Below are 23,505 nucleotides of genomic sequence, written 5' to 3'. Positions count from 1 at the left end.
GGTCCGGACCGCCCGCTCAGCCGCGCGACGCTTCGGGCGCCGTCGACGCCGCGGAGCCGGCGTCGAGCCCGGCACCCGCGCCGCCCCCCGTGTCGGCCCGGGGCCGCCACGTCGCCGTCGCGGAAACGCGCGGCAGCGGCGGGATCTCGATGCGCGGAATCTCGCGGAAGCAGAAGAAGGCGACCAGCATCAGGGGCGGCGCATGGAACAGCGCCATCCACAGGCCGGAGTTCTGGTCGAGCTCGAGCTTGGAGAGGAACAGCGTGCCGATCAGCAGAGCGAGGCTGACCAGCAGCGGCACGGCGCGGCGCAGCACCACGCCCCATCGCGCCCGGTAGAGTCGCGCATGAAACCGGCTCGGCGGCTCGGCGAGCGTGCGGGCGAGATGCGCGGCGCCCGTCGTCAGCGCGGCCTCGGCGGCGCGGCTGCGGCCGGGCTCGCGGCCGTGCGGCTTCAGGGTGCCGATCCATCTGTGGCCGTTGCGCCGCAGCGTCGACCAGTCGGTGCCGAGCACGGCGAGCAGATCCTCGGTGAGATCGAGCCGGCCGCCGTCGACCGTAGTGATCTCGAGGTCGGCGAGGTAGCGCCGGAGCGCCGGCATCTTCAGCGTCAGCACCACGTCGCCGAGCACCTCGTCACCGAGCCGAGCGATACCGTCGGTGAGCACCAGCGCGTCCGCCGCGCCGTCGGACGGATCGACGCGCCAGCTCATCCCGACCACCCAGCCGGCGCCGGTGCAGACATGCCGCTCCGGCGCGACCGCAGCGAGTCGGTCGAGCAGCGCATCGAGATCGCGACCTTCGATCTCGAGCCGCGCCGTGACGCCGGCCGGATCGTCGAGCACGCGGGTAAGGCGCCACGGCGCCTCGGCGGTCTCGGGGGCGTCGAGCACAATGGTGATGCGTTCGCTGGAACGGTCCGCGGGGGACGTCGGCGTATCGGCGTCCTCCGCGCCCGGCGCGGGGGGCTGCGGCACGAACACCAGACGGCGCGCCTGGCGGTCGCTCGCGGCCGTGTCGAGGCGCAGTCCGCGCCGCGTGAACGGCGCGACGAGCCGCAGGATCTCGTGATGGGTCATCGGTGTCATGGGCGCACCACCATCCCGAAAGACATCGTGCCGATCCGCCCGACGCGGCGCGAGAAGGAACGCGCGCGAGCCCCGTCGGGATACGCGGGCGGTTCGCGGTCGGATCACGCCAAGGTCGAAATGCGAGCCCTCGATTGGAGGTGTTATAGCCGTCGCCACACTGGAGCGTCACCCGGGCGAAAATCGCACCATGCCGGTGAGGGCGGCGAGCAGATCGAGCCCGTGCGGCCAGGGGCCGAACCCCGCCTCGGCGTTGATGTGACCCGCCTCGCCGAGATCGGCCGGCACGGCGCTCCAGGTGCGGATCCAGTGCTCGGCGCGGGAAAACCGCATCACCGGGTCGTTGTGGCTGACCACCACCAGGGCCGGGACGCCGAGCGGCCCGTCGGGCACGCGCTCCTCCGCCTCGAAGCGGCTCGGCTCGGCGGGGGCGACGAGCATCAGCCCGGCGACCTGCGGATGGCGGTCACCGGCGACGCACGCGGCGGCCAGTGCGCCGAGCGAGTGGCCGATCAGCACGGCCGGCCGCCGCCGCTCGCCGAGCAGGCGCAGGATGGCTGCGATCCACAGCTCGATGTCGGGGTCGTCCCACCGCTTCTGGGCGATGCGCTGAAAGATCGGAAGGCCGTCCTGCCAGAGGCTCTGCCAATGCTCGGGGCCCGAATCCTTGAATCCCGGCACGAGTACGAGATCGAGGCGACTCGCAGCCTGCACGAGAATGTCCCGGGTGCCTCCCGAGAGGAACGCGATCATCTCCGAAGGCCTTGATCCGTCGGGCGGACGCCCGCCCGGACAATAGGCGGGCCGGGCGACCGCTTCAATACGAGCGCAGCGCCGGGCCGCTGCGCAGAAGACGGGGGAGCCGATGCAGCGCCCAGGTGACGGCGAGCAGGTCGGCGCTGCCACCCGGGCTGAGATTCCTGCCGATGAAGGCGTCGTCCAGCGCCTCCATGCGGGCGACGAAATCGCGCGCCGCGACGCCGCCGGCCCGCTCGACGCGTGCCGCCTCGGCGCGGGCGAAGCGCAGCCCCGCGATGCCGCCGCGGGCCGCCAGGTTGGTGTCGGCGTTGCGGGCGAGGAGATGCAGGAAGGCGGCGGCGAATGCCGTGTCCTCCGCGTGGCCGTCGGAAAGCGCACGTTCGAGCACCGGCAGGGCGCCGTGCCGCACCGTGGCAAAACCGGATTCCGCCTCGCCGCGCGCACCGGTCAGGCCGTGCGCCTGAAAGAGCCGTTCGCCGGCGGTGCGCGGCTCGCCCGGCCGCCGCAGCTCGCGGGCGACGATGCCGTCGGCGATGCGGGCGACCTCGTCGCAGACGGCGTCGGCGTCGATCGGATCCGCGGCCGGATCACCGGAGGCCCACAGCCGGCCGACAGCGGTGAGCAGCAGCCCGAACGCGAAGATGCTGCCCTTGTGGGTGTTGACGCCGCCGCTCGCGGACAGCATCGCCCGCTCGCAGGCGAGGCCGGCGGGACGCGCCAGCGCGAGCACGGCATCGGCCGGCACGGCGGCGCATTCGATCCCGAGCATCACGAACTCTGCGAAGCCGGGGCGCAGCGCCGCCGCCGAACGCTCGAAGGTCGCGACGTCCATGTCGCGATGCGAGCCGGTGTTGCGGCGGTCGACGAGGCCGGGCTTCGGCGTCAGCCACACCTCGCGTAGCAGCGCCTCGACGACGAGATCGGCGAGCGAGCCGGCGAGGCGAGCCACAGTCTCTCCGCTCGTCCCCGCGCAGGCGGGGACCCAGGGGCCGCACCCCTGGGCCCTGGATCCCCGCCTGCGCGGGGATGAGCGGAATTCGGCGGCTCCGGCTTGTTCACCAGGCATCGTGTCAGTCGACCGGACAGCAGAGCCAGGCATCGACCCTCTCCTCCATCGCGGTCAGCAGCGCATCGAGCGGATGCGCACGCGAGCGGGCGCACGCATGCGCCGGAGCGTCGCAGACGAGGCAACGCCGCGGCGGCAGGCCGAGGTCGCGGCGCGACACGGCCCGGTCGCCGGGCGCGGCGACGTCGAGGTCCCACAGGCGGCCGAGCGGATGCAGCTCCTCCAGCTCGACCAGCGCCCGCTTGAGGGCGCGCGGATCGGCCGCGACCGCGATCAGCGCCTCCGGCCCGGTCGGGCCGGTTTCCGCTGCGAGCGTCGTCGTCGTGAAGCCGCGGGCGGCGAACAGCCGCTCCAGCGCCGCATGCGCGGCGGCCGCCGCCGTCCGGCTCAGCTGAGAATCCTTCACCGGCCCCGGCATCACCACCGAGAGCGTGACGAGCGACACGTCGGGCCGGGCCGCGAAGGCATCGCGACGGCGGGCGACGCGGCGCTCGCGCGCCGCCAGCATCGCCTCGATCGTCACGGCCGGACCGGCCCGACGATCGTCCGCCGCGAGAGTCTTCGCGTCGCGCGTCATCCCTTCACCTGGCGGACGACGTCGATCACCGAGCCGTCGCGGTAGCGGATGATGCCGACGACCTTGTCGAGGAACGCGATCGGCTGCGGCTTGCCGGTCAACGAGCACGCGCGGGCGTAGAGATCCTCGATCGTGGTGACCGGCAGGCCGGCCGCCTTCAGCCGCTCGGCGACATCGGGCCGCCGCGGATTGACGGCGATGCCGTGATCCGTGACCAGCACGCCGATCGTCTCGCCCGGCGTCACCACGGTGGTGCAACGCTCGACCACGGTCGGGATGCGCGAGCGGATCAGCGGGCCGACGACGATCGGCAGCGACGCGCCGGCCGCCGTGTCGGAGTGTCCGCCGGAGGCGCCGCGCATGACGCCGTCCGAGCCCGTGATCACGTTGACGTTGAAGTCGAGATCGATCTCCAGCGCCGACAGGATCACCATGTCGACCTGATCGACCGAGGCGGCCTTGGCGGTCAGATTGGCGTAGGTGTTGGTCGAGATCTCCAGGTGCTCGGGGTTCTTGCCTAGCGAGGCGGCGGCGACCGCGTCGAAGCTCTGGGTGTCGAGGATGCGGCCGACGAGCCCCTTCTCGTGCAGGTCGACGATCGAGCCGGTGATGCCGCCGAGCGCGAAGCCCGCCTTGATGCCCTTGCGGCGCATCTTCTGCTCGAGGAAGCGGGCCGTGGCGGTGGCCGAGCCGCCCGTGCCGGTCTGCATCGAGAAGCCGTCCTCGAAATAGCCGGCGTGCTCCATCACGTCGGCGGCCCAGCGCGCGATCAACAGTTCGCGCGGATTCGAGGTGATGCGCGCCGCGCCGACCGAGATCTTGGCCGGGTCGCCGATCTGGTCGACCTTGACGACGAGATCGACCTGATCCTGACGGATCGAGGCCGGGGCGTTGGGATAGGCGACGATCTCCTCGGCGAGCAAGATCACGGTCTTGGCGCGGGCGGCGTCGACCATGGCGTAGCCGAGCGAGCCGCAGCGCGACTTGCCCGACACCGCATTGGCGTTGCCGAACGGATCGGCCGTGGAGACGCCCAGGAAGGCGACGTCGATCGCGATCTCGCCGCGGTCCATCAGATGAACCCGGCCGCCATGCGAATGGATGTTGATCGGCTCGTCCATCAGGCCGTTGGAGATCGCCTCGGCGAGCTTGCCGCGCATGCCGGAGGTGAAGATCCGCCGAATGACGCCGGACCGGATGTGCTCGATGAGCGGCGTGTTGCACGACAGCAGCGACGACGGCGCGAGCGTGAGGTCGCGAAATCCCATCTCGGCGAGCTTGGCGACGACGAAGTTGATCGTCTGATCGCCTTCGCGGAAGGCGTGGTGGAACGAGATGGTCATCCCGTTCTTCAGGCCGGAGGCGCGGATCGCGTCCTCGAGCGACGTCGCCAGCTTGCGGCCGTGCTTTTCCTCGCGATCGGCGAGCCAGGGCGCGGCGGCGGCGACGCCGCCGAAGAGCGGGACGCCGGTCGGCGGGGCGAAACCGGCGAGGCGGGTCTGGATGGTGTGGGTCATGGCTTCGTCCTCGCTCACTGCCGGACGCCGGAGGCCGCGGCGCGTTGCAGCACCACGCGCGCGTGCTGGATCACCGGGGCGTCGATCATCTTGCCGTTCAGCGAGACCACGCCGAGGCCCTGCTGCTCGCCCTTCTCGGCGGCCGCGACGACACGGCGCGCGTAGTCGACCTCCTCCTGGGTGGGCGCGAAGGCGTTGTGCAGCAGCTCGATCTGGCGCGGATTGATCAGCGACTTGCCGTTGAAGCCGAGCTTCCTGATCAGCTCGACCTCCTTCAGGAATCCGTCGTCGTCGTTGACGTCCGAGTAGACCACGTCGAAGGCGTCGATCTTGGCGAAGCGGGCGGCATGGAGCACGGCGCAGCGCGCGTAGAAAAGCTCGGTGCCGTCGCCGCGCTCGGTCTGCATGTCCATCACGTAGTCGAAGCCGGCGAGCGCGATGCCGACCAACCGCTTCGAGGCGGTGGCGATGGCGACCGCGTTGACGACGCCCGATGCGCTCTCGATCGCCGCCATCAGCTTGGTCGAGCCGACCTCGCGGCCGCAGGCGCGCTCGATGCGCTCGACCTCGGCCTCCAGCGCGTGGACGTCGTCGGCCGTGTCGGTCTTCGGCAGCCGCACGACGTCGACGCCGGCCCGCACCACCGCCTCCAGATCCTTCAGGCCGAAGGGCGTCGACAGCGGGTTGATCCGCACCGCCGTCTCCATGGTCCGGTACACCGGCATCTGGAGGGCGTGGAACACCAGGAGGCGCGCCGAGTCCTTCTCGCGCAGCGAGACGGCGTCCTCGAGATCGAACATGATGGTGTCCGGCTTGAAGACGAACGCCGTCGACAGCATCGCGGCGTTGGCGCCCGGCAGGAACAGCATGCTGCGGCGAAGCGTCATGACAGGGCACTCCAGTCGGCCGTCCATTCGTCGACGGCGCGCGACACCGCCGTCTGGACGCGGGCCGCGATCACGCAGTCGAGCGCGCCCTTGTCCTCGATCATCACGAGGCCTTCCTCGATGCCGAGCTTGGCCAGGCAGTCGCGCACGACCGCCTCGATCTGGGCGCCGAACTGATGAACGACCTCGCTCTGCAGCACGACGGCGAGCTCGCCCTCGCGCGGCGATATCCTGACCATCAGGTCGCTCGACTCGAGCGTCCCGGCCAGGGCCTCTCTCACGATCTTCATGCGGTGTCCTTTCGGCGTTGCGCGGCGTCGGCGACCTTCGGCGGGGGAGCGCCCGCGGCGGGCCTCAGGCGGCGGAGGTTCGCGGCGCGCGATACTTGGTTTCCAGGAGCTGCAGGGTGGCGGGCGGCACCAGCCGCCGGATGTGGGCGAAGTCGCCGGCGGCGAGCAGCCGGCGCACCTCGGAGGCGGAGATCGGCGTCGCGTCGCATTCGGTGCGGGCGATCTCGACCATCTCGACGGGCGGCATCGGCGACACGTCGCCCATCAGCCACTCACGCATGTCCGCGTTGTACTTGAAGGTGGTCGGGCAGAACGGCTCGGTGCCGACGAAGCGATGCGTGATGCCGAGCGCCGGGGCGATGTGCTCGCGGAAGATCAGGAGATCGATCGCCGTGCAGCAGTTCTCGACCAGGCCCTTCTCCTTGAGGAAGTAGGCCGAGAAGGTGGCGCGCGACACCATGTATTCGGAGCCGTGGTGCAGCGTGGTGCGCGGGATGTCGCCGATGCCGGCGGCGACGAGCGCGTAGCGGTCGCGGTAGGAGATCAGCGACACGTCCTCGGCGACGACGAAGACGTGCAGCCAATCGCAGGCCGCGGCGGCCTGCTCGACCAGATAACGATGGCCGCGGGTGAACGGGTTGGCGTTCATCACGACGGCGCCGGTTTTCGCGCCGGGTCGGCGGAGCCGCTTCAGCCGATCGCAGTAGGTCCGAATCCCGATGGGCGTGTTCTCCATCAGGGCGACGAGGTCCGGCACCTCGGCGAGCAGATAGAAGCCGCAGGCGCGGAAGAAGTCGACGCAGTCGGGCTTGGTGTAGAGGAACAGGTGGCTGTGGCCGCGCTCGTGGGCCACGTGGCTGATCTCGGTCAGCAGGGTCAGACCGAGCGATTCGCCGCGAAGCTGAGGCGTGATCGCCGCACACTTCACGATGTTCTTCTCCAGCCCGGCACACGCGACGAGTGCATGGCCGCGTCGGAACACCACGAAGGCCTGGACGCCGGCTTCGTAGTCCAGGCCGCAGGTCGCGAGAAACCTGCGGATGTCCTCGCGCTCGTCCGGCTCGCGGGCCGGGTCGACCGTGTAGGACTGCAGTTCGGACGTCATCGCATTCACTCTCGATCGAGCGGGTGGTGCCGCCGCATTGCGGCGAAACTCCGTGCTCCGCTCGGGAGAATCGGCGCACCGCACGGGGCGGCGCGCCGATTCGGGCCTCCTCAGACGATCTGCGCCAGGAAGATCAGCACCAGCGTGACAGTGATAGCACCACCGATGCGCGTGGCGATCTGCGCAAACGGCATCAGAACCATGCGGTTCGCCGCCGTGAGGATGGCGACGTCGCCGGTGCCGCCCTGCCCGGAGTGGCAGGCGTTCACGATCGCCGCCTCGATCGGGTACATGCCGATCCGCTTGCCGACCAGGAAGCCGGTGCCCATCAGGGTCACCACGGTCGAGACGATGATGGCGAGGTGGGTGGCATTGAACGCGGCGACGAGCTTGTCCCAGGGGGTGATCGAGACGCCGACCGCGAACAGGAGCGGGAACGTCACCGAGACCTGGAAGAACTTGTAGACCACGCCGGCGCCGGCCTGAAGCTTGGGCGACACCAGACGGCCGAGCTTGATCGCCACGGCGAGGAACAGCATGGCGACCGGCCCGGGAAGCCCGGTGAGCTTGTAGACCAGCATGCCGAGCAGATAGAACGTGCAGGCCGTGATCAGCGCGCCGGCGACGACGCCGGGGCCGATCGTCGACGGGTCGACCCGCTCCTCGGTCGCGGCGACGTCGTTCGCGACGCCGGGCTGGAGCTGACCCTCGCCGGTGAGATGCGGGTAGCGCTTGCCGATCGTGTTGAGCGCGCCGGAGAGCAGGATCGCGGTGAGGCTGCCGAGCATCACGCAGGGCAGCACGGTGGCGAACATCTCGCCCTGCGGCTGATGCAGGATCTCGGAATAGCCGATCGACAGCGGGATCGCGCCCTCGCCGACCCCCCCGGCCATGATCGGCACGACGATGAAGAAGAAGGTCTCGTAGGCCGACTTGCCGAGCGCGACGCCGACCAGCGTGCCGACGATGCCGGCCGCGACCGAGCCGATGGCCAGGGGGATGAAGATCTTCAGGAAGCCCTTGATCAGCACCTGCCGGTCCATCGCGAAGATCGAGCCGACGATGATGCAGGCGATGAACAGATAGAGGAACTGGGTCTGCTTCGAGAACTCGGTGGTGACCCGCACCACCTCGGCCGGCAGCAGATGATAGAAGGCCAGCGCCGACGGGATGAAGGTGGCGAAGATCGCCGCCGCGCCGACCTTGTTGAGGATCGGCATGCGCTTGCCGAGCTCGCCGCAGGCGAAGCCGCCGACCGACAGCATGCCGATCGCCATGGTGATCTCGCCGGAGAGCTTTCCGATATACGAGTAGTAGCCGATGATGCCGACCAGGGCGACGAAGATCGGCAGCGGCACCACGCCGATATTGGTGTCGACGATCTTCCACCAGGTGCGCAGCCAGGTGCCGCGCGGCTTCGCTCGATCGACCGCGGCCATCTCGGGCAGCGATCCTTCCAACTGCAACGTCATGACATCCTCCAAACGACCGCGATTCTCACGGGATCGAGCTGCCCGCTCGTGCCGGTCCGACCAGATCGGGACCTGACACGAGGACTTCCGACGACGCCCGAACTCTCGGACGCGGACTGCTCCGCAATCGCCGTGCCACCGCGCGAGGGATTCCCAAGTGGTTAAGAAGACGTGATAATTTCCGGCGCCTCCGGATGTCTGCGGATGTCGGCGGACCTGGTTCCGGACGGTCCTTCGGACGGTTCGAAGGGGCGATTTCCGAGAATCCGGAATTCGGCGCGGGCGCGGTCGTTCTCACGGAGACGCGCGGACGGCACGCGGATGCGTAGAACTCGGGATGGCGCCGACCACCGGCGCAGGGCAGCACGTCGAAGGCGCGGCCCGTCCTCGCGGTGATCAGAACGGCGCGGCCCGCGACACCCCCGGAGATCCGCCTTGAGCCTGTTGTCTCACGTCACGATCCGCGCCCGGCTGATCCTCGCCATGGCGCTGTCGCTCCTGCTGCTGGTCGCGGTCGGCCTGTCGTCGCTCGATGCGCTCGCCACCGTGGACCGTGCCACCCGGGATCTCTACGCCCGCTGGCTGCCGGCCGTGCACGACCTCTCCGAGATCAAGTACGTGATGGCGAGCCACCGGCTGCGCTTCATCCGCGCCATTCTCACACCGGAGGTGGAGGAGCGCGCCCTGGTCTTCGACGCGGCCGAGCAGCGGCGCAGCGACGTCGCCGCGCTCAGCCGCGCCTTCTCGGCGCGCCTCTCCGATCCGGTCGAGACGCGGCGCTTCGCCGACGCGATGGCGGCCTGGGACGTCTATCTGGGCGAGGAGCGCCTGATCCGCGAGAGCCTCGCGAGCCGCTCGCCGGGCGAGATCGCGACCCTCGTCAACGGCCCGTCCCGGCTCGCCTTCGACGCCGTCTACGCGGCGATCAACCGGGCGATCGCGTTCTACAGCAGCGGCGCCGACCGCTCCGGCGCCGATGCGGTCGCCACGTTCCGGCAGGCGATGCGGCTCAACCTGACGCTGTTCGTCTTCGCGCTGGTGCTGATGGCCGGCTTCGTCGTGATCGTCGTGCGCTCGATCGGCCGTCCGATCGAGCAGATCACCGAGACGATGCGGCGTCTCGCCGAGGGCGACCGCACCGTGTCGGTCGCCGGCCTCGAGGGCACCAACGAGATCGGCCGCATGGCGGCCGCCGTCGACGTGTTCCGCAACTACCTGATCGAGCGCGACGCCGCCCGCGCGGCGTTGGAGCGCGCCTACGAGGATCTCGAGGGGAAGGTCGAGGCGCGCAGCTCGGAGTTGCGGATCGCCAACGCGGCCCTCAAGGCCGAGGTCGACGAGCGCGACAAGGCGAACCGCCAGCTCAAGTCGATGCAGGAGGAGCTGATCCGCACCGAGAACCTCGCCGTAATCGGCCAGCTTTCCGCCGGCATCGCCCACGAGCTGAACCAGCCGCTCGCCGCACTCGCCACGCTGTCGCAGAACTCGGTTCGGTTCCTCGACATCGGCGACGAGGCGACGGTGCGCGAGAATCTCGACCGCATCGTCCGCCTGGTCGACCGCATGGGCATCCTCACCAGCCGGCTGCGCTCGTTCGCGCGGCGCACCGGCGCCGAGCGCGAGGTAATCGATCTCGGCCGCTCGGTGGAGAACGCGCTCGCGCTGCTCGGCCACCGGCACGACCGCGAGCACATGCGCATCGTGCTCGATCCGTCCGAGACGCCGGTGCTGGTCCACGCCAACGCGGTCCGGGTCGAGCAGATTCTCGTCAACCTGATCTCCAACGCCTTCGACGCGACCCGCGGCGTCGCCGACGCCGTCGCCGTGATCGCCTGGCGAGCGGCGGGCGGGTGCGCCGCCCTCACCGTGACCGACAACGGCCCCGGCTTTGCGCCCGACATCCTCACCCGCATCTTCGAGCCGTTCTTCACGACGAAGTCGAAGAGCGGCGGCGGTCTCGGTCTCGGCCTCGCCATCTCGGCCGACATCGCCCGCGTCTACGGCGGTTCGCTGACCGCGACCGATGCGCCGCAGGGCGGCGCCGTGTTCACGCTGACGCTGCCGCTCGCCGACGCTTCGGGCGGGGCGGCGGCGAGCGTCGGCGAGGGCGCGTAGCCGTCAGCTCTGCTCGCTGTCGAGGCCGTGCTTCTTGATCTTGTCGAACAGGGTCGACTTCGCCGTCGACAGGGTCTTGGCGGCGCGCAGCACGTTGCCGTGATGACGGCGCAGCTCCTCGGCGATCAGCGTCTTCTCGAACAAATCGACGGCCTCGGCGAGCGGCACCGGGCGATCGTTCGCCGCGGTCGACACCTTGATGCCGAGCACGTGACGCTCGGCGCAGTTGCGCAGCTCGCGAACATTGCCGGGCCACGGATGCGCCATCAGCTCGCGCACCGTCACCTCGGTCACGGCGGGCGGCTCGCGGCCGTGACGCAGCGCCGCCTGGGTGACGAAGTGCTCGAACAACAACGGCACGTCCTCGCGCCGCGCGCGCAACGGCGGCAGCTCCAGCGTGACGACGGCGAGGCGGAAATAGAGGTCGTTGCGGAACCGCCCGGCGCCGCTCTCGGCGGCCAGATCCGCCTTGGTCGCCGCGACGACGCGGAAGTCGACCGGAATCTGCTGATTGGAGCCGAGCCGCTCGATCACGCGCTCCTGCAGCACGCGCAGGAACTTGATCTGCATCGGGATCGGCATGCTCTCGATCTCGTCGAGGAACAGCGTGCCCTGCTGGGCGTGCTCGATCTTGCCGATGCGGCGCTTCACGGCGCCCGAGAAGGCGCCCTGCTCGTGACCGAAGATTTCGCTGTCGAACAGCGTCTCCGGCAGGCCGCCGCAGTTGAGCGCGACGAACGGCCCGCGCCGGCCGGAGGCGTCGTGCAGGCATCGCGCGACCAGCTCCTTGCCGGTGCCGGTCTCGCCGAGGATCAGCACGTCGGCCGAGGTCGGGGCGATCTCCGAGACGGTGCGGCGCAACCCGCCCATCGCGGCGGAGCGGCCGATGATGCGTCCCTCCAGGCTGCCGAGCCCGGCGAGCTGCTTCTTCAGGCCACGCACCTCGAGCGTGAGGGCGCGCTTCTCCAGCGCCCGCTTCACCACCTCGACCAGATGCTGCGACGTGAACGGCTTCTCGATGAAGTCGTAGGCGCCGTCGCGCATCGCCTGCACGGCGGTCGCGACGTCGGCGTGCCCGGTCACCAGGATCACCGGCAGGGCCGCGTCCTGGGCGAGCAGGTCGCGCATGAAGGAGAGCCCGTCCTGGCCGGGGAGGCGGATGTCGCAGACGACGATGCCGGAGAAGCCCGGCCCGAGCAGCCGTTGCGCCCTCTCGGTCGACTCGACGCCGAGGCTCCTGATGCCCTCCAGCGTGAGCGCCTGGACGCAGCCGAGCCGGACGTCGGCGTCGTCCTCGATGATCAGCACCTGCGGGTCGGACACGACGAGCCTCCTGCCGAAGTGCGTGCGCGGGGGATTGGGGGGTACGCGGCTTCGGGATCCGAACGCAAGCAAGACGCAGGCGAGCGGCGCGCCGAACGCCGGAGGTTTAGTTCGGAGGAGCCATCATCAACAATATGGCAACCTACTTAGAGTCGTTTGCCGGTCCAGAGCGGTTTTCGCTGAATGCCCCACACTCCGCTCATTCCCGCGGAAGCGGGAATCCGGGGCGTCACGTGCGGCCCCCGGATCCTCGCCTTCGCGGGGACGAGCGGAAGTCGGGGTCGGTTCATGACAACCGAAAAACTGGTCTAGCCGTCCCGGAGGGGATCCGCAGAGCGACGGACCGACCAGCGCGCCTCGATCCGCGATGAACATGCCGGATATGCGACGTGGCGTCGGCGCTTCCGCGATCCGGAGCGCCGAGCCGGCGCGTTCTGAAAATGTCGCGAGCGCCGACGAAACAATCATCCGGACGTGTGAAGGAGCACATCGGCGACGCATTGCGTCGTTCGGGCGACGAGGATCGGCGATGTCCGGATCGCCGGACGTCGTTTCGCTGAATTTTCCGGAAATCCAGCCGAGGAGCGCGCGCTGGTCGTCACACTCGCTTAACGAATGGAAGCCCATTCAGCCGGTTGCAGTCGCATGCGTGCGAGCCTCGCTCTGGCACGCCGCTTGCGACGCGGCGTCGCTGGCGTGAGCCGGTGGCGTGAGCGCGCGACATCGCGACCACGCGACATCGTGAACACGTGATCACGATCTGGTCGGCTCCGCGTGCGATGCAGATTGCGGGACGTGACGTCCCTGGTTACCAACACCGGCCCGCTCGGCCCGCGCATCGATTCGCGGAGCGGAGCGACCGGACCGGGCGGCACCGGCCGCCCCGTTTCCTCGGGTTTCGAACAGGCAGGTTCATCATGCGCCGTTTTCGTCGAGCCAAGATCGTCGCCACCGTCGGGCCGGCCAGTGCCGCGCCCGAGATGCTGCGCGCCCTGCTGCTCGCCGGCGTCGACACGTTCCGGTTGAACTTCAGCCACGGCACCCACGAGGATCACGCCCGCGTCCACGCCGCGATCCGGGCGCTCGAGCAGGAGATGGGCTGCTCGGTCGGCATCCTGCAGGACCTGCAGGGCCCGAAGATCCGCGTCGGCACCATCGCGGGCGGCGCCATCGTGGTGGAGGCGGGCGACCGCATCCGTTTCGTGCGCACCGGCGCCGACGGCGACGCGATGTCGATCCCCCTGCCCCATCCCGAGATCTTCGCCGCCGTGCTCCCCGGCCACGAGCTGCTGATCGACGACGGCCGGGTGCGCGTGAAGGTGACGGGCCTCGGCGACGACACGATCGACGCCGAGGTGCTGCTCGGCGGCACCATCTCCAACCGCAAGGGCGTCAACCTGCCCGGCACCGTGCTCGACGTCTCGCCGCTGACCGAGAAGGACCGCCGCGACCTCGCCTTTGGGCTCGAGCTCGGCGTCGACTGGGTGGCGCTGTCCTTCGTGCAGAAGGCCTCCGACGTGATCGAGGCGCGCCGGCTGGTCGGCGACCGCGCCGGGCTGATCGCGAAGATCGAGAAGCCGAGCGCCATCGAGGCGATCGACGACATTCTCCGGCTCTCCGACGGCGTGATGGTGGCGCGCGGCGATCTCGGCGTCGAGATCCCGCACGAGCACGTCCCGGGCCGCCAGAAGGAGCTGGTGCGGGCCTGCCGCCAGGCGGCCAAGCCCGTGATCGTCGCGACCCAGATGCTCGACTCGATGGTCGGCGCCCCGACGCCGACGCGCGCCGAGGCGTCCGACGTCGCCACCGCGATCTACGACGGCGCCGACGCCGTGATGCTCTCGGCCGAGTCGGCGACCGGCAAGTATCCGGTCGAGACCGTCGCCATGATGGACCGGATCATCCGCGCCACCGAGGCCCACAAGCTCTATCACTCGATCGTCCAGGCCTCGCAGCCCGGCACCGAGGAGACGGCGCCGCACGCCGTCGCGGCCGCGGCGGCCGATCTCGCCGAATCGGTCGGCGCGCCCGTCATCGTCGCCTTCACGTCGTCCGGCACCACGGCGAGCCGCATCGCCCGCAAGCGGCCGGCGCTGCCGATCCTGGCGATCACGCCGCACCGGGAGACGGCGCGCCGCCTGTGCCTGCTGTGGGGCGTCCACGGCACGCTGGCCGGCGACGTCGGGTCCTACGAGGAGATGGTCGAGCGCGGCATGGCGGTCGCGGCCGGCGAGGGCTTCGCCCAGCCGTTCGACTTCGTCGTCATCGTCGCCGGCGTCCCGTTCGGGCGCGCCGGCACGACCAACAATCTCCGCGTCGTCCAGATCTCCGACCGGCGCGAGTCCTGATCAGGTCGAAGCATCCTGCTCACGGGGGCGCCCGGCGGTGGACGCTGCGGCGCCCTCGTGATCACCACACGTAGCGCAGCGTGCCCTTGCCGGCGTAGGTGGAGGTGGTGTTCGAGAGCTCGCCCTCGAACGTGCCGGCGAGCGAGATGCCGTTGCGCCAGCGAATCTCGGCGCCGGCCGTGGCGAGCGCCGAGTCGGCGGCGGGCCGCACCCCGTTCACCGTGAAGGTCGCGCCGGGCAGCATCTGGAAGGCCGCCGACACGGGCCGGTCCGTGTTGGTGTCGTGCGCCCAGGCGAGCCGCCCCCGCAACGTGATCAGGCCGTCGCCGAGCAGGCCGTGAGCGAGCGGCACGGCGGCGTCGAGCCGGACGCCGAGCTCGCTGCGCAGATTCGTCGTCGTCTGCGCCGCATAGGCGAGCGCGAACTGGCTGCTGCCCGACGCGACGCTCTCCTGATAGCCGGGCAGATGGACGCTCGACACCTGCAGGGCGCCGTAGGGCGCGATCCCCATCGTGGCGTTCAGCCACGGCGCGATGCGCCAGCCGGTCTCGGCGCGGCCCGACAGCGTGCTCGCCTTGTAGCGCGCCGAGAGCTTGTCGAAGCCGGCGACCGAGACGGTGCGCTCGGTCTCGACGTCCTGCCAGCCATAGGCGAGCGCGCCGGAGACATAGAGAGGGCCGGCGGCGTGGCGGCCGTAGACGCCGGCCTGGAGCACGTCGGCGCGACCGCTGCCGAGCCCGTCCGCCACCGCGAAGTCGAAGCCGGCGCCGCCGAGCGCGACGCCGATCCGCGTGTCCGGCGCGACGCGGCGGTCGGCGCCGACGACGGTGCCGTAGACCCGGCTGGTGGTGGCGCTCGCGCCGACCATGCCGCTGCCGTTCACGGTGCTGGTTCCGCCGTAACCGGAGGCCCACACGCCCCAGCGCTCGCCGACGCGATCGAACTGCCGAGACGCAGCTCGCGCGTCGGCCGGCGTCACAGCCGCGTAGGCGGCGCGCACGGCGGGATCGCGCAGCGCCGCCTCCTCGGGTGCGTAGGCCGTGACGCCACGCTCGCTGCCCGGATTGCCGGCGTCGCCCGAGACCGGGTCGAGCATCATGACGAACTGCTGCATGGCGCCGAGCGACACCTGCGTGCCGGCGGCGCCGGGCTGACCCGAGACCTGATTCAACGCAGTCGAGAGCTGCGGCCCGCGCGTGTTGAGGAGCACGTCGAAGCCGGCCGGCGGCGTCGCGCCGCTTTCGACCGCACGGTTGATCGCGCCGGCGACACTGGACTGGTTGCCGCTCGCGCCGGCGGGGAGCTGGAGCGTGTCCGGATCGAGCACCAGATAGACGTTGGTGGCGTCGTAAGTGAGACGCGAATTGCGCACGTCGGACCCGAAGCTGCCCGTGACGGCGAGCCCGGCGAATTGCGTGCCGGCGAAGCCGCCGGCTGCATTGACGATCGTGTAGCTGCGCGGGCGAAAGCTGCCCGGCAGCGCCGCCGCCTGCACGGTCGCGCCCGTGAGAGTCGCGACGCCGGTGACGTCGGTGCGATCGGCCGCGCTCGGCGACACCTCGACCCGGTAGGTCGAGCCGGCCGCGAAGCTCAGGTCGCCGGCCACCGTGAGGGTGCCGATCGAATGGCCCGGCGCCAGCGTCGCGCCGCCGGCGATCGTCGTGGTCGAAACCATGCCGGTGCCGGCGAGCGTCGTGCCGCTGGTCATGGTCAGGCTGCTGGAGGCGGCGATCGAGCCATCCACCACCAGCGCGCCGCCGCTCACGGCGGTCGCGCCCGTGTAGGTGTTGGTGCCGGCGAGCGTCAGCGTGCCGGTGCCGGTCTTGATCAGCGACGCGCCGCTGCCGCCGCCGATGCCGCCATCGGCGACCACGCCGCTCACGAGGGTCGACAAGTTGTTGCCGCCGACCATCAGCTCGTCGGCGCCGAGATGAAACGTGCCGGCGCCGGCGATCGAGCCGGCGGTGAGCTTGCCGTCGCCGCTCTGCCCCATCGACCTCGAGAAATCGACCGAGGCGCCGGCGTTGTTGACGATGGTGGCATTGCCGGCCGTGCTGTTGTCGATGAACGACACGCTGACATTATTGACGATGGTGGCGCTGCCGGCCGTGCTGGAGTGCTCGAAAACGAGGCCGCCATTGTTGGTGATGGCGGCATTGCCGGCCATGCTGCTGTCGTGGAACGTCACGCTTCCATTGATGGTGATGGTGGCGCTGCCGGCCGTGCTGGAATGATCGAACGAGATGCCGCCATTGTTGACGATGACCGCATTGCCGGCCGTGCTGACGTTCTGGAAAAACAGGACACTGTCGTTGGTGATGGTGGCGCTGCCGGCCGTGCTCGCGTTGCTGAAGTACACCCTGCCGAGGGCGCTGTTCGTGATGCTGGCGTCCGCAGCCGTGCTGTGATCGTAAAAAGTAACCCATCCGTCATCGTTGATTATGGTGGCGCTGCCGGCCGTGCCGGTGCTGAAGAAGTCCAGACTGCCGCGGTTTGTGATGCTGGCGCCCCCGGCGGTGCTGGTATTGGTGAAATACAGACTGCCGCGGTTGTCGATGGTGGCACTTCCGCCATTGACGACGATTCCCGCCCCGTCGAAGGTGATCTGAAGGAGGTTGATGAAGCTGTAGTTGCTCGCCCCGCCGTTGAACGTCCAGCCCCCGACCGTGGTGTTGCCCGAGAACAACAGGGCGGTGACGGCGGACGTGTCGAAATAGGCCGTGCCGGTCGGCACGCTGCCCGTGCTCCAGTTGGCGGCAAGATTGTATCTGTCCGAAACCGGATTGGTGAGCCAAGTCGCGTCCTGGGCCCGCGCTGGCCCGGTGGCGGGCAGCACCGTGGCCATGACCAGCGCAGTCGACGCCAGCAGGGTGGCCCGCACGCGCCGCCGATCGTTCTGTTGTTCGCTCTTGGTCACCGCCGGGCTTCCCCTCGCCATCGCGGGCCCGCCGCCCCGGACCGGGGACAGGGCGAACCTTCGTTCCGGCCTCCGGGAAGGCCCGGCGGCTGGTGCGATGGTGGAAAAGGGCGGCGGCGATGTCCTGAAACGGCGCGGAGGCGATTCTGAAATTTCCCTGAAATTTGCGCTTTCAGGGCGCCGTCGTTACCGTCGAGGCACACTCCGTCTGGTATCCCGGCGCGGCGTGGGAGAGCAACGAGGCTCCTGCGGTGGAATGATGCTTTGCTTTTGCGGCTGTCGACTGGATCTCGACCGGGCCGAGCTGCATCGTCCCGATGGCGGGGTCGTGAAGCTGCGCCCGAAGACCTTCGAGATTCTCCGGCTGCTCGTTCAGAATGCCGGCCGCGTCCTGCGCAAGCAGGAGCTGATGGAGGCGGTGTGGCCGAACGTCCATGTCGGCGACGACAATCTCTTCCAGTGCATTCGCGAGATCCGCGCGGCGCTCGGCGACGACAAGCGGGAGATGGTCAAGCTCGTCTCCGGCCGCGGCTACCTGTTCACGGCCGAGGTGACGGCGGCACCGTCCGCCCCGGTGCGTCCCGCGGTGCCCCCGGCGGCCGAGTCCGTGCCGGCCGAGCCCACCCTCCCCGCAGTGCCATTGGCCGCGGCAGAGCCCGCCGTATCTGAGGCGGTCGCCGAGGCCGCGCCCCCTGCCCCGCGCCCCGAGCCGCAGACGCGGCCGGCGGCACAGCCCCGCGTCGACCTCCCGTCCGGGCGAGCCGAGCCCCCGCGCGTCCGGCTTCGCCTGCGGCGGCCGGCGGCTGTCGCCGCGGGGGTCGCGGTCGGTGCCGTCGTCGCGCTCGCGGCGGCCGCGCAAGTCTTCCCGCAGGTGATCCGACCCGACCTCGTGTTCCGGCGGGCGCCGCCGACGCTCGCCGTGACGGCGATCGTCGACGCGAGCGGCGACCCACGCGGCGCCGGCGTCGCGGCCGACGTGACGGCGCGGCTGACCGACGGCTTCGCCCGCATCGACACCATCCGGGTGGTGACACCGCGCCCCGCAGAGCACGCCGCCGGCGTCGCGTCGGCCGTCCTGTCCCGTGCTCCGTCTGACTACGAGCTGCACGGCGAGCTGCAGCGCGCCGGGCAATCATGGGTCCTACGGGCTCGCATGATCCGCACCGCGACCCGTGAGGTCCAGGCGGTCGCGACCGTTTCGGTCGATGCCGACGCGCCCGATCTGCAGCTCCAGCAGTCGCGGCTCGCCGCCGGCGTCGGCCATCCGCTGGCGCGCCGGCTCAACGAGAGCCTGGAGACCGGCGGATCAACGACCACGACCACGGCGGCGAGTGCCGGCCGCGCCAAGGTCGTCATCGAGCAGGCCACCGCGGCGATCAACCAGACGTCGCGCGAGCGCTTCGGCATGGCGCAGGGCATGCTGAAGGACGCGCTCGCCGCCGAGCCGGACAATGTCTACCTCGCCGTCGCGCTCGCCGCGCTGCAGATGCGCGGCATCCAGATGGTCTGGTACACGCCGGACGAGGCCGCGGCCGCCGAGGCGCAGGCCGGCGCGGCGCTCGCGCGCGCCCTCGCGGCCAAGCCGAGCTCCATCGCGGTGCTCGAGACGCAGTGCCGCTTCCTCAGCGCCACCAACCGATTTGTCGAGAGCCTGGTGAGCTGCGCGCGGGCCGCGAGCCTCGATCCGTGGAACGGGCTCGCGCTCTATCTGGTCGGCCTCGGCCAGCTCCATCTCGGCCGCTTCGAGGATGCGCTCGCGACCTTCCGGCAGGCCGACCAGTTCGACACCCCGGCGGGGTCGCGCTGGACCTGGCGGCTCGGCGCCGGGTGGGCGCATCTGATGCTCGGCCAGGGCAGCGACGCCGTGCCGTGGATCGAGCGGTCGATCGCCATCACGCCGGGCACCGGGCGCTCGCACATGCTGCTCGCGGCGGCCTATCAGCAGGCGGGTCGTGGCGCGGAGGCGCGCGCGGCCATGCTGGAGGGCCTGCGGCTGCGGCCCGGCACGACGGCGCTCACCGTGATGCCGCCGACCAAGAACGCCAGTCCGATCTACGTCGAGACGGCGGCGCGGGTCGTCGCCCTGATGGTCGCGGCAGGCCTGCCCGAGGAGTGACCCGGCCAAAGCCCCCGTCCGAAGGGCGCGGCCGGCCGGACTTCGATCGCCGAGCCGCCCACCGCGTGAGCGGCCGTTCCGATCATCATGGTCTGCGGGAAAGTGGTGGGCGCACAAGGACTCGAACCTTGGACCCGCTGATTAAGAGTCAGCTGCTCTACCAACTGAGCTATGCGCCCGCACGCCTTGGCGGCGCGCGTCTGTAGCAAACGCTGCCGGCCGTGTCCACCGCGTCGCGTCACAAATCGTGCATGCGCCGAATGCGTCCGGCCGGCTCCGCCGGGCCGGTGCGCGTTTTCGCCCGCGCGCCGCGGCGCTCGCGCGGTGAGCCCGGCTCTCGCCCGGCCCGAAAAGACGTCGGCCGCCGGGCCGAAACCCGGCGGCCTTCGAGGCCCTGCCGTCGCTGGGGGGGCTGGGGGGAGGCATCGGGGTGCGACGCCGGGCCTCTAGTCGAGCCGCGCGGCATCATGCTCGCGGCGTAGGCGAATCTCCTCGTGTCGGCTCGTCGCTGCGTCTCGTCCGCGGGCGGCCGTGTCGGCGAGTCCGAATCAGAGCCGCTCCTCCATGGGGCCGAGCGGTCGGCGATCGTCCGAGCGCCGCGACGAGCCCGAGGGGCCATAGCCGCGCCGGTCGTCGTCGCGGCGGCCTTCCCGCCAACCGCGCCAGTCGTTCCGGCGCCAGTCGTCGTCGCGCCAGTCGTTCCGGTTGTAGCCATCGCGGCCGTAACCATCGCGGCCGTAGCCGTAGCGGTCGTAGCCGCGCCCGTAGCCATGACCACCGTCGCGCCACTGATCGGGGCCGCGGAAGCCGTGGCGACCGTGGTCGTGGAACCGGTCGTGCGGGCGGCCGCCGTGGTGCCAGCCGTGGTGTCCGTGCGGCCCGCGACCGTCGCGCCCGGCGTAGCCGTCCCGTCCGGCGAAGCCGTCTCGGCCGGCGTAGCCGGACCCGAAGGGCCGCGCCAGGGACCAGAAGCGGCGCTTCTGCGATTCGTCGAGCCCGTTCACCAGCGGCGCCGTGGCGTCGGCGAGATCCTTCAGGGCGGCGGCCCGGCGGCTCGCCCGGTCGGCGAAGCGCTGCAGCCGGTCGAGCGGATCGTCGCGCTCGGTGCGGTCACGGTCGGTGCTATCCCGGTCGGCCCGGCGCTCGCGCATCCGGTCGCGGAACTCGGCGCGGGCGGTGGCGCGCTCCTCCATGAACTCCCGCCAAGCGCGCTCGAACGCCGGCCAGGCCTTCTCCTGCTCGGGGCTGAGCGCCAGGCCGGCGCGCAGCGCCGCGATGCGGGCATCGCGATAGGCCTGGGCATCGCTCGCCGTTCCCGGAGCCGTCCGGGCCTGGGGGGCGGGAGCGGGCGCCGACTGCGCCGGGGCCGTCTGGGCCGGCGGCGTCGAGCTGGACGGACCCTGCTGCGCCAGAGAGAACCCGGTTCCCGCCAGCGCGAGCACGGCCGTGCCGGCGAGGAGTGACTTCCACATGACCGTCTCCCGTCGATTACTATGATCACGCTAGTATTCGTCGCCCGGACCGGCAAGTTAAACTTGGGTAAGAATTACGAACCGGCAATGTTCGCCACCATTTCGTCACCGGGATTTGTCCGCGGCATGGCACAGCGGCGGCACCGGGGTGCCGCCCGTCACCCCGCACGGCCCATAATCCCCTGCAAAGTCGCGAATAAACGCCTGCGTTAACCAGTCGGTAACCATGAACCCGGCAAATTTTGCCGGGGGCCGGCTTTTTAGCCGGCGCGCGTGCGCGGGGCGGGGTCATGTCGGACGTAGCGGCGGGTCAGGGCAGATCGAGATTCAAGGTCCCGAGCCTGCACGATATCGGCCAGACGCTGAGGTCGGGCGACATCGCGCTCGCCATCGGCGTGATGACCGTCCTGGTCGTCCTCATCCTGCCGCTGCCGCCGCTGCTGCTCGACTTCGCGCTCGCCATCTCGATCATCACCTCGGTGCTGATCCTGATGACGGCGCTGTTCATCCACACGCCGCTGGAGTTCTCGGTCTTCCCGACCGTGCTCCTGATGTCGACGATGCTGCGGCTGTCGCTCAATCTCGCCTCCACCCGCCTGATCCTGTCGCACGGCCACGAGGGCACGGCCGCCGCCGGCCACGTCATCGAGGCGTTCGGCAACTTCGTGATGGGCGGCAACTTCGTCATCGGCATCATCGTGTTCACGATCCTGGTGATCGTGAACTTCGTGGTGATCACGAAGGGCTCGGGCCGCATCGCCGAGGTGGCGGCACGCTTCAACCTCGACGCCATGCCGGGCAAGCAGATGGCGATCGACGCCGACCTCTCGGCCGGCCTGATCGACGAGAAGGAGGCGCGCATCCGCCGCAAGAACCTCGAGGACGAGAGCTCGTTCTACGGCGCCATGGACGGCGCCTCGAAGTTCGTCCGCGGCGACGCCATCGCCGGCCTGCTGGTCGTCTTCATCAACATCATCGGTGGCATCATCATCGGCATCGCCCAGCAGGGCATCTCGTTCGCCGAGGCCGGCCGCACCTACACGCTGCTCACCGTCGGCGACGGCCTCGTCACCCAGATCCCGGCCCTGATCGTGTCGACCGCGGCGGGCCTCCTGGTGTCGAAGGCGGGCCTCTCCGAAGCCGCCGACAAGGTGCTGCTCCGCCAGCTCTCCGGCTATCCGAAGGCGCTCGGCATGTCGTCGGCCGTGATGCTCGCCATGGGGCTCCTGCCGGGCATCCCGATGCTGCCCTTCTTCCTGCTCGGCGGCGGCGCCGGCGTGCTCGCCTATGTGATCGACAAGCGCGCCAAGGACGAGGTGCAGGTGGCGACGACGACCTCGGCGGCGGCCGCCGCCGCGGCGCCCGCAGAGGAGCCGATCTCGGCCGCGCTGAAGATCGACGACCTCAAGATCGAGCTCGGCTACGCGCTGCTGCCGCTGGTCAACTCGCCGGACGGCAGCGATCGCCTCACCGAACAGATCAAGGCGCTGCGCCGCTCGCTCGCCATGGACATGGGCTTCGTCATGCCCGCCGTGCGCATCCTCGACAACGTGCAGCTCGACGCCAACAGCTACGTCATCAAGATCAAGGAGGTCGAGGGCGGCACCGGGCGCGTCTGGCCGGGCCAGTACATGGCGATGGATCCGATGGGCGGCCAGGTGAACCTGCCCGGCATGCACACGACCGAGCCGACCTTCGGCCTGCCCGCCACCTGGATCGACGCCAGCCTGAAGGAGGAGGCGGCCGTCAAGGGCTACACCGTGGTCGACGCCGCGACCGTGCTGGCGACGCATCTCACCGAGCAGCTCAAGGCCAACATCTCCGAGCTGCTGTCCTATGCCGAGGTGCAGAAGCTCTTGCGCGAGCTGCCCAAGGAGCAGGGCGAGTTGGTCAAGGAGATCGTGCCCGGGCAGATCACCATCACGGGCATCCAGCGGGTGCTGCAGCTCCTGCTCACCGAGCGCATCTCGATCCGCGATCTCGGCACCATCCTGGAAGGCGTCGCCGACGCACTGTCCTTCACGCGCAGCCCCAACGTGCTGGTCGAGCATGTGAGGAGTCGCCTCGCCCGCCAGATCTGCGCCCAGTACACGACGCCGGCCGGCCACCTGCCGCTGATCGCGCTCTCGGCGCGCTGGGAGCAGGCCTTCGCCGAGTCGATCGTCGGCCAGGGCGACGACCGCCAGCTCGCCATGCAGCCCTCACGCCTGTCCGAGTTCATCACGCTGGTGCGCGAGCGCTTCGAAGAGGCGGCCCGCATGGGCGAGGCGCCCGTGCTGGTCACCTCGCCCGGCATCCGGCCGTTCGTGCGCTCGATCGTCGAGCGATTCCGGTCGCAGACGCCGGTGCTCTCGCAATCCGAGATCCATCCGCGCGCCAGGCTGCGGACGGTGGGCAGCATCTGATCAGCCTGACGTCGATCTGCGCTTCGAAGCGCCCCGGACGCGGCCCGTC

16 protein-coding genes and 1 tRNA gene are annotated in these 23,505 nt (G+C 70.4%); 4 read left to right on the top strand and 13 right to left on the bottom strand.

All coding sequences use genetic code 11. The annotated features are described in order from the left end of the window. Window positions 1-16 precede the first annotated feature (16 nt). The 9 genes from ABTU92_RS03930 to ABTU92_RS03890 all read right to left on the bottom strand — a co-directional run bounded on the left by ABTU92_RS03930 (window position 17) and on the right by ABTU92_RS03890 (window position 8,760). Window positions 17-1,087: a hypothetical protein gene (locus ABTU92_RS03930; protein ID WP_408087857.1), complete on the bottom strand. Its 1,071-nt coding sequence runs from the start codon at window positions 1,085-1,087 to the stop codon at window positions 17-19. A gap of 168 nt (window positions 1,088-1,255) precedes the next feature. Then, window positions 1,256-1,801, bottom strand: coding sequence for an RBBP9/YdeN family alpha/beta hydrolase (locus tag ABTU92_RS03925; RefSeq protein WP_408087855.1), 546 nt, complete (start codon window positions 1,799-1,801; stop codon window positions 1,256-1,258). A gap of 103 nt (window positions 1,802-1,904) precedes the next feature. Continuing rightward, window positions 1,905-2,795, bottom strand: coding sequence for a triphosphoribosyl-dephospho-CoA synthase CitG (gene citG, locus ABTU92_RS03920; RefSeq protein WP_408087853.1), 891 nt, complete (start codon window positions 2,793-2,795; stop codon window positions 1,905-1,907). A 121-nt stretch (window positions 2,796-2,916) separates the two neighbouring features. After that, window positions 2,917-3,489 carry a citrate lyase holo-[acyl-carrier protein] synthase gene (gene citX, locus ABTU92_RS03915; protein WP_408087851.1) on the bottom strand — a complete coding sequence of 191 codons (573 nt, stop codon included), beginning with the start codon at window positions 3,487-3,489 and terminating at the stop codon, window positions 2,917-2,919. After that, window positions 3,486-5,006 carry a citrate lyase subunit alpha gene (citF, locus tag ABTU92_RS03910; RefSeq protein ID WP_408087849.1) on the bottom strand — a complete coding sequence of 507 codons (1,521 nt, stop codon included), beginning with the start codon at window positions 5,004-5,006 and terminating at the stop codon, window positions 3,486-3,488. The genes citX and citF overlap by 4 nt, the downstream gene beginning before the upstream one ends. Window positions 5,007-5,020: 14 nt before the next feature. After that, complete coding sequence (citE, locus tag ABTU92_RS03905; RefSeq protein WP_111356946.1) at window positions 5,021-5,893, bottom strand: citrate (pro-3S)-lyase subunit beta; 873 nt, start codon at window positions 5,891-5,893, stop codon at window positions 5,021-5,023. Then, window positions 5,890-6,183 (bottom strand): citrate lyase acyl carrier protein, encoded by a 294-nt coding sequence (citD, locus tag ABTU92_RS03900; RefSeq protein WP_111356947.1) that lies wholly within the window; start codon window positions 6,181-6,183, stop codon window positions 5,890-5,892. Before citD ends, citE begins: the two co-directional genes overlap by 4 nt. A 64-nt stretch (window positions 6,184-6,247) precedes the next feature. Further along, a complete protein-coding gene (gene citC / locus ABTU92_RS03895; RefSeq protein WP_408087846.1) occupies window positions 6,248-7,288 on the bottom strand; it encodes a [citrate (pro-3S)-lyase] ligase in 1,041 nt (346 codons plus the stop codon). Window positions 7,289-7,398: 110 nt separating this feature from the next. After that, window positions 7,399-8,760, bottom strand: a complete 1,362-nt coding sequence (locus ABTU92_RS03890; protein ID WP_408087844.1) for a 2-hydroxycarboxylate transporter family protein — start codon at window positions 8,758-8,760, stop codon at window positions 7,399-7,401. Between the two features lie 435 nt (window positions 8,761-9,195). Here ABTU92_RS03890 and ABTU92_RS03885 point away from each other — a divergent pair, with 435 nt between their 5' ends. Beyond that, window positions 9,196-10,875, top strand: a complete 1,680-nt coding sequence (locus ABTU92_RS03885; protein WP_408087842.1) for an ATP-binding protein — start codon at window positions 9,196-9,198, stop codon at window positions 10,873-10,875. 3 nt (window positions 10,876-10,878) lie between these two features. On the opposite strand, the gene ABTU92_RS03880 is transcribed toward ABTU92_RS03885, so the two are convergent. Next, window positions 10,879-12,198, bottom strand: coding sequence for a sigma-54-dependent transcriptional regulator (locus tag ABTU92_RS03880; protein WP_408087840.1), 1,320 nt, complete (start codon window positions 12,196-12,198; stop codon window positions 10,879-10,881). Window positions 12,199-13,115: 917 nt separating this feature from the next. On the opposite strand from ABTU92_RS03880, the gene pyk reads away from it, so the two are divergent. Then, the gene (gene pyk, locus ABTU92_RS03875) at window positions 13,116-14,546 is read left to right on the top strand and encodes a pyruvate kinase (protein WP_408087838.1); all 1,431 of its coding nucleotides are present in this window, start codon (window positions 13,116-13,118) and stop codon (window positions 14,544-14,546) included. A 61-nt stretch (window positions 14,547-14,607) separates the two neighbouring features. On the opposite strand, the gene ABTU92_RS03870 is transcribed toward pyk, so the two are convergent. Beyond that, window positions 14,608-17,463, bottom strand: coding sequence for an autotransporter domain-containing protein (locus ABTU92_RS03870; RefSeq protein WP_408087836.1), 2,856 nt, complete (start codon window positions 17,461-17,463; stop codon window positions 14,608-14,610). Window positions 17,464-17,791: 328 nt separating this feature from the next. On the opposite strand from ABTU92_RS03870, the gene ABTU92_RS03865 reads away from it, so the two are divergent. Next, entirely contained in the window at window positions 17,792-19,579 is a 1,788-nt protein-coding gene (locus ABTU92_RS03865) for a winged helix-turn-helix domain-containing protein (protein WP_408087834.1), read from the top strand. Between the two features lie 103 nt (window positions 19,580-19,682). Here ABTU92_RS03865 and ABTU92_RS03860 read toward each other — a convergent pair. Continuing rightward, window positions 19,683-19,758: transfer RNA gene (locus ABTU92_RS03860), tRNA-Lys, on the bottom strand. A 369-nt stretch (window positions 19,759-20,127) separates the two neighbouring features. Next, window positions 20,128-21,051 carry a Spy/CpxP family protein refolding chaperone gene (locus tag ABTU92_RS03855; RefSeq protein ID WP_408087832.1) on the bottom strand — a complete coding sequence of 308 codons (924 nt, stop codon included), beginning with the start codon at window positions 21,049-21,051 and terminating at the stop codon, window positions 20,128-20,130. A gap of 290 nt (window positions 21,052-21,341) precedes the next feature. On the opposite strand from ABTU92_RS03855, the gene flhA reads away from it, so the two are divergent. Then, complete coding sequence (flhA, locus tag ABTU92_RS03850) at window positions 21,342-23,456, top strand: flagellar biosynthesis protein FlhA (RefSeq protein WP_408087830.1); 2,115 nt, start codon at window positions 21,342-21,344, stop codon at window positions 23,454-23,456. Window positions 23,457-23,505 lie beyond the last annotated feature (49 nt).

Source organism: Rhodoplanes sp. SY1, from assembly GCF_046000175.1.
GTDB lineage: Bacteria > Pseudomonadota > Alphaproteobacteria > Rhizobiales > Xanthobacteraceae > Rhodoplanes.
The sequence above is the reverse complement of the archived record's forward strand: the minus strand, read 5'-3'. Positions and strand labels throughout refer to the sequence as shown.

What these genes read in the sequence shown, in the direction of transcription:
- ABTU92_RS03930 (WP_408087857.1), bottom strand. Translation starts at nt 1,087, where the DNA reads ATGACACCGATGACCCATCACGAGATCCTGCGGCTCGTCGCGCCGTTC.
- citX (WP_408087851.1), bottom strand. Translation starts at nt 3,489, where the DNA reads ATGACGCGCGACGCGAAGACTCTCGCGGCGGACGATCGTCGGGCCGGT.
- citF (WP_408087849.1), bottom strand. Translation starts at nt 5,006, where the DNA reads ATGACCCACACCATCCAGACCCGCCTCGCCGGTTTCGCCCCGCCGACC.
- citE (WP_111356946.1), bottom strand. Translation starts at nt 5,893, where the DNA reads ATGACGCTTCGCCGCAGCATGCTGTTCCTGCCGGGCGCCAACGCCGCG.
- citD (WP_111356947.1), bottom strand. Translation starts at nt 6,183, where the DNA reads ATGAAGATCGTGAGAGAGGCCCTGGCCGGGACGCTCGAGTCGAGCGAC.
- citC (WP_408087846.1), bottom strand. Translation starts at nt 7,288, where the DNA reads ATGACGTCCGAACTGCAGTCCTACACGGTCGACCCGGCCCGCGAGCCG.
- ABTU92_RS03890 (WP_408087844.1), bottom strand. Translation starts at nt 8,760, where the DNA reads ATGACGTTGCAGTTGGAAGGATCGCTGCCCGAGATGGCCGCGGTCGAT.
- pyk (WP_408087838.1), top strand. Translation starts at nt 13,116, where the DNA reads ATGCGCCGTTTTCGTCGAGCCAAGATCGTCGCCACCGTCGGGCCGGCC.
- ABTU92_RS03855 (WP_408087832.1), bottom strand. Translation starts at nt 21,051, where the DNA reads ATGTGGAAGTCACTCCTCGCCGGCACGGCCGTGCTCGCGCTGGCGGGA.
- flhA (WP_408087830.1), top strand. Translation starts at nt 21,342, where the DNA reads ATGTCGGACGTAGCGGCGGGTCAGGGCAGATCGAGATTCAAGGTCCCG.